Source organism: Paenibacillus sp. NPDC058898, from assembly GCF_049316025.1.
GTDB lineage: Bacteria > Bacillota > Bacilli > Paenibacillales > Paenibacillaceae > Paenibacillus_AQ.
This window is the reverse complement of the sequence record NZ_JBMOSM010000001.1, coordinates 811014-824116: the sequence shown is the minus strand read 5'-3', so window position 1 is coordinate 824116 and position 13103 is coordinate 811014. Positions and strand designations below refer to the sequence as shown.

Below are 13103 nucleotides of genomic sequence, written 5' to 3'. Positions count from 1 at the left end.
ATTGCTGATTGGCAGCGATTTACGGTAGCGTGCGCCAGCACCGCCTTCTCTGACTTGGGCAGAGCCCGTTGCACCTTCGAATTAGACAGAGCTTGTAAAATGAGAGAGGTTGTCCGAAGTCACGTTTTGTGACTTGAAGGACAACCTCTTTCTTGATAATGATGTTAATTTCCATGGTTGCTAATAAACTCACTCGCGGAATCATGAGATGTATTTAAATAGGCTGCTTTGTTGGACGAATAACCATTTCGCTTATGGATACGCTATTTGGTGTTCCTACTACATAAGCAACCGCATCTGCAATATCTTCGGATTTCATGCTGAGCTCAGGGTTTGCAGAATTTTGTTGCACCCACTTTCGATTCTCTTCATGATGAATGGACGTATATAGTTCTGTATCAACTGCGGGCATAATACCAGCGTTGTTAAAGATAGCATCAATTCGTCCATATTTCACAATGGACAAATCCGCCATTTGTTTGATGCGAACGTAACGATTGGCTACGAACTGCTCCAGCAAATGTTGGCCAACGAAGACTGCGGCTGAAAGCCGCGCAGCCTTTGAATCGTTACGAGTGCAAGGTAGCGAAGCATTGCAGCTCATTACGAAGGAGACGGTTACCTTTGAAAAAGGAGCGATGGTCATTCCAGTATATCTCGCCAAGGGTGTTGAGTTTGATGCAGTTCTGATTTATGAGGCATCATCTCGAGCTTACAGCCGGGAAAACGATCGCAAACTTCTATATACAGCATGTACACGTGCCATGCACCGGCTTCATGTATATGCAACGGGCGACTGGTCGCCGTTCGTGCAGGCATTGCCTGTTGATTTGTATGAGCAAGCAGCATATAGACGGATTGGGGATGACTCTCTTCAAGATTGCTGCTCAAGTTTCAGCTAATTTTCGAAAACAGATCAATTTGTTCCTCGACCATCCATAGACAGCTCGAGTGAGAAGAAAGCAAGATCATGTAAGCTCCTACGCAAACATAGGCCCCGACCCCTCATATGCAAACAGCCCTGGCCGTTAGTCGGCCAAGGCTGTTTTTTTACTGCTTGTTAGTCTGAACCGTACATCATTATAAGGGCAGAGGACTTTCTTTGCAGGCTCCGCGCTGCGAGGCTTGTCGCTAGACATGACACAGCTCATCGTCTTTCCGATGTCAAACGCTGACGGTAGGTTCAACTATAGTTATTCTACTATGGACTGAATCGAGATTAACGGTTGCGCCAATCGGCAAAGCGGCTTTATACAAACCATGTCCTGTAGCAAGGTTCGTTATAAGCGGCTTACCGAGAGGTACAACAAATTCGTTGATTACATCTTCATAGGATTTGCCATAAGCCGCCTGGCAACCTGAGCATTCTCCCATAATAATGCCGATGCAGTCACGGAATTTTCCGGCAAGCTTCAAATCATTCAAGTACCTGTAGACGGTATTGGTGGGTTCATGTGTTTCTTCAAGAACGAGAATCTTCCCCCGTGTATCGATTTCGAAAGGCGTGCCTAACGTATCGACAAACGATGTCAGATTACCACCTACAAGCTGCCCCGTAACGTTGCCGGGAACACGGCTTATCAGCGGCATCCCCTGTGGATTCAAGATGGACCGGGTTAATGAATATACGGATGTCGCAGAAAAAAACTGATCGAAATTATAAGCGGGCGTTTCGGGTTTGAAGTCAATAAGCAGCAGACTATGGAATGTTATTAGATCCACGTATTGATGCAGTACATTTAAGAGTACCGTGATGTCACTGTAACCCGTAACGATTTTTGGATGATTTCGTATCTCATTATAATCAAGGTACGGAAGAATTCCTGCCACTCCTGTACCGCCTCTTGTGGGCAGTATCATTTTGACCTGCTCATCTCGAAACATCATCATTAAATCGGAAGCCCGCTGCTCGTCTGTGCCAGCAAGAAATCCATTCTGCGCATATACATATTGACCCAAAACAACCTTAAGCCCCATTGCTCTCAAATATTCGATTCGTGCATTAATGATGTTTGCAGCGAGTGGGCTACCCAAGGTAACGATTCCAACGGTATCGCCGCTCTGCAAGATAGGCGGACGTATCGGCATATCCATTTCTTCCTTCCCTGAAAATAGAAGAAGCCATCGCGATCATGTCTTTAGAATATATTGACTAAATTTGCAGTGCAGTACTAAAAAAAGATTTTGAATGAACGTATTCTGTGTTGAGATAGAAGAAGTGGGGCAGACTTTGCCGGCTCGTTTCTCTTGCTATATCGCCGAAGGATCAGAAAAGTGCTGCCTTCTATGAAGACTTCGAATGTTGGATAGCTGTCTCGATGTAGGCTCTCAAAGTTTTGATAAACGTACGCATGGCGTATCCGACATACCTGTCGCTACGGTAGATCAGACAAATGTCCTGAGAAGGCGTAGGGTTCCTCAGGTGCACAACCTTGATGTCGGGATTGTGAAGATTCTCCAATAGAAGTCGCGGCAGAACACAAGCGCCAACTCCGCTCTGTACCATCTGAAGGAGGGAAGATAACGTTGTTGTCACCATGTGCGGCTGTAGAGTAAACCCGTTGTCCATGCAAAATCGGTCGATCAGCTTCCGGCATTGGTGGTCGGCTGGAAACATGACCATCTTTAAGGCTTGCAACCTCTTCAAGGGGATGAAGTTCTCCGTGGCAATGGGATCATTCATACTTACTGCCAATGAGAACTCTTCATGAAACAGAGGAATTGACGTGAGACGATCATCGATAACAGGTCCAATGGTTACGCCGACATCGATGCTTCGGTCCAGAACTTGTTCTGTTACTTTTGTGGTTTCCAAAAGGGACAGGGAGATGGTGGGATAGGTTTGATGGAAGTTAAGTAGCAAGGCATTAAACATGAGATCCGCGTCACCGGGCAAGACCCCGATGGAAAGAGATCCGCCTTGCATTTGCTTCAGATCAGCAATGGCGTCGCCCGCTTGCTGCAGATGTCTGAACACGGCAGCACCATGTTCACGAAGAATTGCTCCAGCGTCTGTAAGAACAATTGTTTTACCCACACGATCGAACAACAGAACCCCTAATTCTTCTTCCAATCTTCTTATCTGCTGACTGATATTGGGTGCGCTGACACCCATTTTTTCGGCTGCTCTCGTGAAATGAAGCTCTTCACATATGGCCATGAAATATTGCAGTTGTTTTAACTCCATCGATTTTCACCTGCTTTCTATTGTATCCCTGTATCGTGTTCACTGATTATTGTTGCTCCATCTTGTTTTTCTGTCAACGAATAATCGTTAACTGATACTTAACGTTCCGGTAACGCCCACTGCATTGATGGAAGGCTCCATGAGATCTAAACTGGGAATATCAGAAGGTTCTCATAACAAAGGAGGAAATTAACATGTCTGACATGGTTATCAACACGGCAACAACCGTACGTCAAGTGGTGCTTCAGCAGGTGCAGGCGATCCCTGAGGAACTGTTCGACATTCAAGGGCTAGGATTCAACAATACAATCCGTTGGAATGTCGGCCATGTGATTTATTGGATGGATAAGTATTCTACGCTAAGCTTCGGCTCTCCGGCTGCTATACCGGGTTCGTACGAAACGCTGTTTAACTCTGGAACAAAGCCCTTGGACTGGACGTTTACTCCTCCATCGAAGGAAGAGTTGGTCGCGTTGTTAACCGCGCAGCTTTCTCGCTTATCTGAGTTGACACCTGAAATGCTGGGGGAGAAGCTTTCGAATCCGTATGCTTTGGGCCCGTTCCAATTCAACACCGCCGGCGAGTTGTTCAACTTCGCTCTGATTCACGAAGCCATTCACCTTGGAACGATATCGAGCCAGCTAAAGGTTGTGTCGCACTAACCAATGTTAAGCAAGATTCCTTTTACATGGCGTCTCACCAATCAAAACGACTCAATGTAAACTCAATATTTAGAGAGTACAACAAACCATTAATAAGGAGGATTTGTTCATGGAGAAATCTCTAGACTCAGTCCAATCCCGAACTTGTGAAGTGTTTGATGCTTTTAAGCAGGCTTTGGAAACAGGGGATACAACCGATTTTCTCACAACCGTTACGGAAGATTTCCATTTCTTGGTTCCGCTTCCGTTAGAGGGATGGAACCACGAACAGCAAGGCAAAGAGCGGTTCGAGGAATTGATCAGGTTCGAGCGCTCCGTATTTCAGATGCAACTGACTCCGCTCATCGAGCTTGAGAGTGAGGACAACGGGGTGGTGGTATTTCGCTCGGAAGGTTTGTTGAATGGGCGGCCTTTTCGTAATGAGCTTGCAATTGTCTTCGAGTTCGAGGGAGAGCGGATTCGCTCCTTCCGGGAATACGTAGGTATGCCGTTAAAAAACTACGAGACCCCATAATCGATATAAACACTGCCGTGCATATTGGGAAGCCGGGTCCATTCGGATCAAGGCTTCCCAATACAAGTTCTAGCCTACTTAGCCTTCAGATTAATTTGAAATACATCTCCCGCCTTACCACCAAAAACGATCATCCCGCTTTCAGGCAGTACAACCGAGTGATTGTTGCTTGCCTTTGAAAAGTTCACAACATTTCCCTTTCCGTCATAAACGGCAAATCCTCCACTTGAAGGAGCCTCCACAGTCATGGCTCGATTGGCTGATTTTTCATCAATCTTATACCAAACAGCCTGACCATTGAATGGTATGCTGCTGATCGAGGAGTTCCCTGCATATATGGGTTGAATCGCATCTTCACTGATATAGGATTGACTATTGACCATTACATACTCCGTACGGTTCAATGTATAGAACTTCAAATCAAATGCATCCCTTCCATACATGATAGGAATTTCAACTGCGTTTACGGCTTGATTCTCATCCACAATATTAGTGCCGTTTGCGTACCCATGTTCCACATCAACGGATATTTTCTTATTTAAGACCTGTGGTGCTAGATAAAATCCAGAAGTTATCTTTTCATCCAATGCATAATAACTTTTTCCGTTTCTATGCTCCCATACCTTTTTAGTTGCATCATTTAGAGGATTGGGATCCAGCTTTTGATATTCATACATTACCGTAACGGTTTGGCCTAAACCTGGCAGATTCGTATATGCGTTAATCTTTAAATACGTTTTTCCATTTTTTTGTAGATCAAAGCTTATGGCTGCATTTCCTTCCTTGTTTTTAAATTGTCCATTTCCCGTGTATACATATGTTTGTGATGGTATCTCCCCGCCTTGTAGAGCAGGTAAATCAATTTCTCCGTTCTTGACTTCAAGATTTATTGTTCTGTCCACGGAACCGTATAATCCAGAATAAGAGAGATATTCCGATGGCATATCCACTTTTATGGAAGGATCAAATGTTTTATCGGGCAGGATATCTTGAATGATGCCTTTATCCTTTAAATATTCTAATAAAACGTTGGATGCAAATGCACTATTGAAAACTGAACTCCCTCCAGATGAAAGCACAGCCATAGAAATATCATGTTCGGGTAGGGTAGTTAAAGCTGCGTGATACATAACGGTATCCCCGCCTTTGGATAATGCTGTTATTCCGTAATCACTAAAAGGTGCTAAACGAACGGCATCCCAACCAAGACCGTAATTCACGGTGTTCGTCTCTTCAGAAACCCAGATTCCATTTCGATACTCATGATTTTGCATGGCCTTTGCAGACTTCTCAGATAAAATATCCGTTCGATTCCCGATTAATACTTCAGCAAACTTACTTACTTCCTCTGCCGTGGAGTAGATGCCTCCTGTCCCAAGGACATTGGCATTCTCAACGGGTAAAGCCTGATCGATCCCAGGAAAATATGTTTTTGCCAGCCGTTCTCTATCAAAGGAATCGAGTGGTGTTTTAGTAGAGTCTAAATTCAGAGGGGTGCCAATGTATCGTTCAATGAAGTCGGTGTAGCTTAAACCGCTTACTCGTTCAACCAATAATTCAAGCAGCTGAAACCCATCGTTACAATATACTGAATATTCGCCTGGGTCTGACTTTAAAACTTCTGATTGTAATTTTACCAATAATTCATCATGATTTTTCGTATCGTTATCATCAAAAAACATGCTGTTTCCATAGTGACTCCCATAAAGCCCTGAAGAATGATTCATTAACATTCGTGGCGTAATCTCTTTATATCGTTCATCCGCCATTTTAAAATCCTTGATATATGTGTTCAGGGGTATATCAATATCAATTTTATTCGAATCAGCTAGCATCATCGTTGCCGCAGTTACATGCATTTTACTGACCGAGCCGATTCCGAACATCGTGTCTTTAGTTACTGGTTTCTTGGTAGCTTTATCATATACGCCAGCACTATCGGATAACACGATGGATCCATGATCCATGAGGGCATACTGCAAGCCACTAACATCATAATTGGACACGATCTCCGAAGCCAACGCTTGAGCCTTTTGCTTGACCGTATCATGATTCGCTTTAGCAAAAGTAGGTGTAACCGGTAATGCAAAAAGCATAGCGGTGATTAACACAGAATGTATCTTGTTCATTAATAATTCCTCCTAAAATAAATTCGGTATTTACTACCTCACGTTAGCTTAATAGATGGGAGTAAAAATGAAGTAAAGTCAAAGTAAAAAGGAAGCAGGACACAAGATTCGTAAGAGATATGGGTTAGATATCGATGTATAAATAAGCGGGGGGAGGGGTAATTCAGTTGTAAAATGTAAGGGCATGTTGTTGGTCGATAACGAACAAGGCATGTACTATAATCGGGGCAGAACGCATCCGTAACAGTTGTGAAGAGTTAGTCGCCTTATTCATAACCGGAGTGTATGTATGCGTGATAAGAATCTATTATACTTATGTGGCGGCTTCGAATACAATGAACGTATAGCCAAGAGCGAGATCACGACTGGAGCCAGCGATCCGTCCGAACGCCTCAGAGCGCTCAACCTGATTCGGTATTCACGCGTGAATCGAACCCAATACAAGTTTATCGGAGGGGATACGATGGGAAAACAGTTTCCGGCCATGCTCCCCGAGCATATGGCCTTTATCCGCAAGCAGCACCTGTTTTTTGTCGGCACGGCTCCCATGTCGCGGGATGGGCATGTCAACCTGTCGCCGAAGGGATACGACACGTTCCGGATTTTGTCCGATCGTAAGGTCGCATATTTGGATTTGACCGGGAGCGGCAATGAGACCAGTGCCCATCTCGAAGAGAACGGTCGTATCACGATGATGTTCTGTGCATTCCAGGGACCTCCGAATATTCTGCGCCTGTACGGAACCGGAACGGTAATTCTTCCGGAACACACCGAGTGGGAGTTGTTATACGGAATGTTCGAGCCACTGCCTGGAGTCCGGCAGATCATTACGGTTGATATACATAAAGTCCAGACGTCCTGCGGTTATGCGGTACCATTCATGTCGTACGAAAAGGAGAGGGAAACACTCCAACGGTGGGCGGAGCACAAAGGTGAAGAAGGCTTGAACAGTTACTGGCAAGAAAAGAATTTGAGCAGCCTCGACCAATTGCCGACGTCTCTAGCGAAACGAACAAGGACATAAAGGGGGTACCTCGATGATAAAAGGGGAAAGGAATTCCAAGATTGATCCCTATTTTAACAAGCTTAAGAAGTGGAAGGAAGAATTCAATCTGCTGAGAGAAATCGTTCTTGACTGCGGACTGACCGAGGATTTTAAGTGGATGCATCCTTGTTACACGCTTGACGATAAAAACATCGTTTTGATTCATGGCTTTAAGGATTACTGTGCGCTTCTGTTTCATAAAGGCGCGTTGTTAAAAGATCCCCATGGAATCCTAATCCAGCAAACGGCGAATGTTCAGGCAGCGCGTCAGATTCGGTTCACCAATGTTCAAGAGATCGATGAAATGCAACTTATCCTGAAAACATATATTGTTGAAGCCATCGAAGTTGAGAAAGCCGGTTTGCAAGTGAACTTTAAAAAGAATACGGAATATATCATACCGGAAGAATTAGAAAGTAAATTCGTTGAAATTCAAGGCTTAAAAACGGCTTTTGAAGCATTAACGCCGGGACGGCAAAGAGCCTACATTTTGCATTTTTCTGCACCCAAGCAATCCAAAACGCGAGAGTCCAGGGTTGAAAAATATATCCCCCATATCTTGAATGGAAAGGGATTAAATGATTGATCGACAACACACGAGCAACAGCCTGGAGTATTTGACTCAGTTCTGCCCAGATAATAAATCCCACTGATCAGATTAAGAATCAGTGGGATTTTGTATGTTGGAAGGGAATTCAACTCTTTTGACACAACGAATCCATCTAACTTTGCGAGAGTGAGGATATACGTGTAGCAATGAACAACTTGGGTACTTCCTTGAAAAATCCGGGCTTCCATCTGTTCATTATGGTGTTTCCGGCGCGTCAATGATATGAATCTCCGGCTGCCAATTCATAGCGAAATCACTCATGCCGTTAATCATGATTTTGAACTTTCCACCTGGAAGCTGGGTGGCCAGCTTGGAAATGCCCATAGGGGTAAGCTGGAGCGTGACGGCGCGTTTATCCAGTGTGATTTCTATCTTGAAGTCTTCTCCGTCCACTAACGGGAAGATATCGATGGAATTTTGGCTGAAATCGCCGTTACCGGAATAATCCACTTGTGCTCTTAGTTGAATGGTCTGAGGATAAGAGTATACCGGTTCACTGGATTGGAATAAGAAGAGTCCTTGAGCGCTGTCGTAAGTAACTTCTGTAACCGTTGGAGGCTCGGAATCAAATCGGATGGGCAATTCGACCTTGCCGATTTCTGCATCCTTCTCGAAAACTTTAAAGATCAGGGAGACCGGGCGGTCTTGATCGACATTCGGAACAGGTGCTACATGGATGCCATGATCACGGGCGGTTAACTGGATGAGCGATGGATCCGAGGTCTCGATCTCGATATGTCCTATCGTTTGGCCTTCTGATTGAATCTCGTACCTATTAGTGACAGAGTCATAACGAATCTCCAATTCTATGAAAGCATCGCCTCTCGTTACCTCGATAAGGTTTCTAATATTCCTTATATCATATCGATCTTCGTCTAGCGAGGAGTCCGTAATTTGGGCTGTCATGCCATTCACGCGCAACATGTTGCTATTTAATATAAACGAAACATTTTCCTCGGCAAGAGAGACCCTCAGGGGCTCAATTCGGCTGTTTTTGAAGGCTTTCATTTGTTGGAGCAGATCGTTATAACCGATTGCCAAACTTGTAGCAGGCGTATTCGGGTTGTCTGCGGTGGAGTAAGCATTCAAGATCCCCTGGTTTAATTGCTCAAACGCGAACGACGGGTAAGTGCCGGCTGTGTTCCCTGGAGTTGAGGTGTCGCGCAGCTTCTCGGCTTCGGTGATCAGCGCTTCAAACAATTCCCTTACGTTGTCCGGCAAATACTGAACGATGATCGGCCCGAATGCAGGTGAGATCGTTCCTGTTGCACTGCGGATCGCGGTGGCGGCTGAAGACGGGTCATATACGACCTCCACCGGCCTTGCCATCGGCAGTGATTCGGCTAGTGCAACGATAACGGTTCGGCCCGTAATGTTAATATGTTCAACCTCTTTCGGTAATTGTAACTCACCATCCTTGGTATATACCGATAATTCATGGGCAGTTGGAACGAAGAGGGGGTTAAGGGTCTCATTGTATGTGATTACGAGCGTCCGTGCATCGGAAAAATGCAAAGCCGGCTGTTCCAACTGCAGCGCTGAAAGCGTAATTTTGCCGGATGGCGCGGACACATTGCCTGCAGCGTCGACCGCATACGCTTTGTAGTCGCCCGCTGACAGATTCGCCGTTGCAATGAGTGTTTCCGTTTGAGCTGCTGCAACGATGGATTTATTGGCAAGCTTTTCGGCGACAGAGGTTTCAAGCTGCGCTTTCGTGTTGGCGTTTAGGGAATAGGGGACTAAGTAAACGAACCCGGTTTCATTGCTAGTGACCGCCACGTTCTCCCCTATGAGAACGGAGGAGGCAGACAAAAGCCTTACAATCGGAGCAGCGCTATCTGGCGAGCTTGGGTTGCCCGGATTCGGATAGCTTGGCGCGGTTGATCCGCCGCTGCTGCCTCCGGTAGACGGCGTTGGATTCTGCGTCGGCTTCTCAGCAGGAGGAGGTGTTACCTCGTCGGGTTTGGGCGTCTGGACTGGCTGTTCTGACGGGGTATCTAGCTGCTCTTTCACTTTCAGGAATCGATTGGCGACTAAGGCGACCGATTGCCTGTCCGCCTGACCGACTGGGTTGAACTCCTTTCCATTCATGCCGTTCATAAGCCCAAGCTCAATGGCGGCTGCAACGGCATCCTTGGCATAGTAGGAGATGCTCGCCGCATCGGAGAATTTCAGCTGGCTGCCCATGCCCTCAACCTCAACGCCCAATGCCCGAACAAACAACACCGCCATGTCTTGTCGAGTTAGGTTCTGTCCCATGCCAAACTCCCCATTGCCCTGGCCTTTGATTAAGCCGGCTTTAACCGCAGCCTCTACGAATGAGTAGGAGTAGTGGTCCTGCGGGACGTCGCTGAACGTTGAATCCGCCGGCTTCGGCGACACATCAAGGTTTAATGCCTTCGCCAAGATAATGGCAAAGTCCTGGCGCTCGATTTTGCCGGTCGGATCGAACTTGCCGTTGCCCTTTCCATTGATAATGCCCTGTTCCACTAGTTCCAGAATCGCATCCTTGGCATAGGATTGATTGATATCGCTCAGCGAAATGGAATCCGCGTGGACGGGATACGCGCATGCGCTCAGCAGCGCGGCTGTGGTCATTGCTTTGACGATGAGTTTGCGTTTCAGATAAAATCCCCCTCATGAAATGGCAGAATCAATGCCGGATTATGGAATCCGTAACGGATTCGTGATTTTATCATATATGCCGAGGTTTACGGCTTGCAATCAATTTTTTAGGAAATAGGTCTATACTTGAACTGGGTCAATGGACGCAAGAATGAAAAGTCTTCCCGTTCTTATTAAATAAGACATTAGATGACATAATGATGGGATACAATGAGTGGTAAATCCCGAAAGGAGTAATAAATCATGAGCCGAAAGATCATTTTAGATTTAGCAGTTACGTTGGATGGTTTTATTGAAGGGAAGAATGGGGAAGTCGATTGGTGCATTATGGACCCGGAGATGGGGTTTATGGATTTCTTAAATCAAATCGATACGATTTTGTATGGCAGAAAAAGTTATGATTTATGGGGGCAATTTACACCTGAAACGGATCATCCGGAAACGGAACAAGAATTATGGTCAATCGTTCACAGTAAAGAAAAATATGTGTTTTCCAGGACGCAAAAAGGGAGCGACCATAAAGCAACTTACATCAACAATCATATCCTTGAGGAAGTACATGCATTAAAGAATAAGCCGGGTAAAGACATCTGGTTATATGGGGGAGCAAGCCTTATTACAACCTTTATCCAGTTAGGGCTGGTTGATGAATTCAGATTATCGGTTCACCCTGTCATTTTGGGAGAAGGAAAACCGTTGTTTATGGATATCAAGCAAAGGTTGAATTTAAAGCTGGTAAATGCAAAAACGTTCTCCACTGGGGTTGTACAGCTCATCTATCATTCGGATGGGAATGAAGTGGACCATGTTAACCTCGAGAAGACGCCATAGTTAAAACATAGCTCTGTTTGATCAGTTCATGGATTTCTTCTTCTGGTACGGTGCCGTCAAGAATACGAGTGCAGCTTGAATCTAACGCTTATGTGATTTTCTTCGGGGGACTCTTACTACTCGGTGGCCGATTATCAGACCTCTTTGGACAACGGCGCATGTTCATGTGGGGTTTCATGATTCTCACAGTAGCATCCTTACTCGCTGGTTTTGCATGGAACGAAGAGTCACTAAACATCGGTCGTGCACTGCAAGGATTCGGTTCCGCTTTAATAGCACCTTCAGCTCTAACCATCGTGATGATGTTGTTCAGCGGTAATCCTAAAGAATTGGGTAAAGCGCTGGGGTTCTGGGGTGCTTCGGCAGCTGCGGGAGGATCAGCAGGGGTATTTCTGGGTGGTGTTATAACGGAGTGGTTAAGTTGGCAATGGACCTTCTTAATCAATGTACCTGTTGGGATTGTCGCCTTACTCTTATCTCCTGGTCTTTTAGCAAAAGGTATACGCAGAAAAGGAAGCATCGATATAGCAGGATCCATATCGGTCACAGCATCATTGGTTTTAATCGTTTACGGCATCGTGACCGCAGAACATAATGGATGGGGAGCACCGATCACCGTGTGGACACTTATCGCAGGAGTGATATTGTTTATTCTTTTCCTCATCATTCAGCTAATCAAAAAGGAACCGCTTGTACCCCTTCGAATCTTTAAGGCGCCTAACTTGGCTGCCGGCAATATCGCGCTTATCATGTTATCTGGTGGTTGGATACCATTATGGTACTTCCTGAACCTTTATATGCAGCAGGTACTAAAGTTCTCAGCTTTCGCTGGAGGGATTGGTCTGCTTCCGATGACGATTTTGATTGCTATCTTCATGATCGTTATTACGGGCAAATTGATCGGTAAATTCGGTATAAAAGCAAACATTGTGATTGGATTGATTGCCCTTGGAGGCTCAATGCTCTTATTCTCAACCAATACACCTGTGGATGGCAGTTTCCTTATCAATGTACTTCCAGCTTCACTTTTAGGTGCTCTCGGAATGTCTCTAGCCTATATTCCTTCTATGATGGCTGCTATGTCGGGAGCCAAGCCTGAAGAAGCGGGGCTGGCATCCGGACTTGCTAATACAAGCTATCAGATAGGATCAGCCATTAGTCTTGCTATCATGGTAGCGATCGCTGCATCAACTACGGCTTCCATATCAGATTCTAATCCTGTGGCAGCACTTAATCATGGTTTTCAGCAAGCTTTCCTTTGGTCTGGTATCGTTGCTTTTGCAGGTGCGATATTAGCCTTGATGTTTATCCGTTCACCTAAACCGACAGATTCATCAAACGTTCCGAAAGCGATGTAATCATTGTGCAACAAAACTGAAGGGATGGCTAACCAGAGTAATGACTGCTGTTTTGCACCTAAAGCGTAAACAGTGGGATTCATGCAATCTATTGATAGTTAAAAAACAAAAACGATGACTTTGTGGCATCGTTTTTGTTTAT

General features: G+C 45.3%; 11 protein-coding genes and 1 pseudogene. 7 read left to right on the top strand and 5 right to left on the bottom strand.

Features of this window, described 5'->3' with window-relative positions:
- Nucleotides 1–214: 214 nt before the first annotated feature.
- Nucleotides 215–520: a hypothetical protein gene (locus tag ACOZB4_RS03535; protein ID WP_379406012.1), complete on the bottom strand. Its 306-nt coding sequence runs from the start codon at nt 518–520 to the stop codon at nt 215–217.
- A gap of 10 nt (nt 521–530) precedes the next feature.
- On the opposite strand from ACOZB4_RS03535, the pseudogene ACOZB4_RS03530 reads away from it, so the two are divergent.
- Nucleotides 531–902 (top strand): annotated as a pseudogene (locus ACOZB4_RS03530) (ATP-binding domain-containing protein); the annotation flags it as partial.
- A 262-nt stretch (nt 903–1164) separates the two neighbouring features.
- On the opposite strand, the gene ACOZB4_RS03525 reads toward ACOZB4_RS03530, so the two are convergent.
- Together ACOZB4_RS03525 and ACOZB4_RS03520 are read right to left on the bottom strand one after the other, a co-directional pair.
- A complete protein-coding gene (locus ACOZB4_RS03525; RefSeq protein ID WP_379406014.1) occupies nt 1165–2088 on the bottom strand; it encodes a S66 peptidase family protein in 924 nt (307 codons plus the stop codon).
- A gap of 196 nt (nt 2089–2284) precedes the next feature.
- Nucleotides 2285–3187 (bottom strand): LysR family transcriptional regulator, encoded by a 903-nt coding sequence (locus tag ACOZB4_RS03520; RefSeq protein ID WP_379406016.1) that lies wholly within the window; start codon nt 3185–3187, stop codon nt 2285–2287.
- A gap of 194 nt (nt 3188–3381) precedes the next feature.
- Here ACOZB4_RS03520 and ACOZB4_RS03515 point away from each other — a divergent pair, with 194 nt between their 5' ends.
- Both ACOZB4_RS03515 and ACOZB4_RS03510 read left to right on the top strand, forming a co-directional pair.
- Nucleotides 3382–3849, top strand: coding sequence for a DinB family protein (locus ACOZB4_RS03515; RefSeq protein WP_215157054.1), 468 nt, complete (start codon nt 3382–3384; stop codon nt 3847–3849).
- A 109-nt stretch (nt 3850–3958) separates the two neighbouring features.
- Nucleotides 3959–4363 carry a nuclear transport factor 2 family protein gene (locus ACOZB4_RS03510; RefSeq protein ID WP_379406018.1) on the top strand — a complete coding sequence of 135 codons (405 nt, stop codon included), beginning with the start codon at nt 3959–3961 and terminating at the stop codon, nt 4361–4363.
- Nucleotides 4364–4437: 74 nt separating this feature from the next.
- On the opposite strand, the gene ACOZB4_RS03505 is transcribed toward ACOZB4_RS03510, so the two are convergent.
- Nucleotides 4438–6492 (bottom strand): serine hydrolase domain-containing protein, encoded by a 2055-nt coding sequence (locus tag ACOZB4_RS03505; RefSeq protein WP_379406019.1) that lies wholly within the window; start codon nt 6490–6492, stop codon nt 4438–4440.
- A gap of 463 nt (nt 6493–6955) precedes the next feature.
- Between ACOZB4_RS03505 and ACOZB4_RS03500 the strand changes: the two genes are divergently transcribed.
- Nucleotides 6956–7516 carry a pyridoxamine 5'-phosphate oxidase family protein gene (locus tag ACOZB4_RS03500; protein ID WP_379406157.1) on the top strand — a complete coding sequence of 187 codons (561 nt, stop codon included), beginning with the start codon at nt 6956–6958 and terminating at the stop codon, nt 7514–7516.
- Between the two features lie 13 nt (nt 7517–7529).
- Complete coding sequence (locus tag ACOZB4_RS03495) at nt 7530–8123, top strand: YdeI/OmpD-associated family protein (protein ID WP_379406020.1); 594 nt, start codon at nt 7530–7532, stop codon at nt 8121–8123.
- 219 nt (nt 8124–8342) lie between these two features.
- On the opposite strand, the gene ACOZB4_RS03490 is transcribed toward ACOZB4_RS03495, so the two are convergent.
- Nucleotides 8343–10745 carry an S-layer homology domain-containing protein gene (locus ACOZB4_RS03490; RefSeq protein ID WP_379406021.1) on the bottom strand — a complete coding sequence of 801 codons (2403 nt, stop codon included), beginning with the start codon at nt 10743–10745 and terminating at the stop codon, nt 8343–8345.
- 270 nt (nt 10746–11015) lie between these two features.
- On the opposite strand from ACOZB4_RS03490, the gene ACOZB4_RS03485 reads away from it, so the two are divergent.
- Complete coding sequence (locus tag ACOZB4_RS03485) at nt 11016–11603, top strand: dihydrofolate reductase family protein (RefSeq protein WP_379406022.1); 588 nt, start codon at nt 11016–11018, stop codon at nt 11601–11603.
- A gap of 17 nt (nt 11604–11620) precedes the next feature.
- A complete protein-coding gene (locus ACOZB4_RS03480; RefSeq protein ID WP_379406023.1) occupies nt 11621–12961 on the top strand; it encodes an MFS transporter in 1341 nt (446 codons plus the stop codon).
- The last annotated feature ends 142 nt before the right edge of the window (nt 12962–13103 follow it).

What these genes read in the sequence shown, in the direction of transcription:
- ACOZB4_RS03495 (WP_379406020.1), top strand. Translation starts at nt 7,530, where the DNA reads ATGATAAAAGGGGAAAGGAATTCCAAGATTGATCCCTATTTTAACAAG.
- ACOZB4_RS03510 (WP_379406018.1), top strand. Translation starts at nt 3,959, where the DNA reads ATGGAGAAATCTCTAGACTCAGTCCAATCCCGAACTTGTGAAGTGTTT.
- ACOZB4_RS03515 (WP_215157054.1), top strand. Translation starts at nt 3,382, where the DNA reads ATGTCTGACATGGTTATCAACACGGCAACAACCGTACGTCAAGTGGTG.
- ACOZB4_RS03505 (WP_379406019.1), bottom strand. Translation starts at nt 6,492, where the DNA reads ATGAACAAGATACATTCTGTGTTAATCACCGCTATGCTTTTTGCATTA.
- ACOZB4_RS03500 (WP_379406157.1), top strand. Translation starts at nt 6,956, where the DNA reads ATGGGAAAACAGTTTCCGGCCATGCTCCCCGAGCATATGGCCTTTATC.
- ACOZB4_RS03525 (WP_379406014.1), bottom strand. Translation starts at nt 2,088, where the DNA reads ATGCCGATACGTCCGCCTATCTTGCAGAGCGGCGATACCGTTGGAATC.
- ACOZB4_RS03490 (WP_379406021.1), bottom strand. Translation starts at nt 10,745, where the DNA reads ATGACCACAGCCGCGCTGCTGAGCGCATGCGCGTATCCCGTCCACGCG.
- ACOZB4_RS03485 (WP_379406022.1), top strand. Translation starts at nt 11,016, where the DNA reads ATGAGCCGAAAGATCATTTTAGATTTAGCAGTTACGTTGGATGGTTTT.
- ACOZB4_RS03520 (WP_379406016.1), bottom strand. Translation starts at nt 3,187, where the DNA reads ATGGAGTTAAAACAACTGCAATATTTCATGGCCATATGTGAAGAGCTT.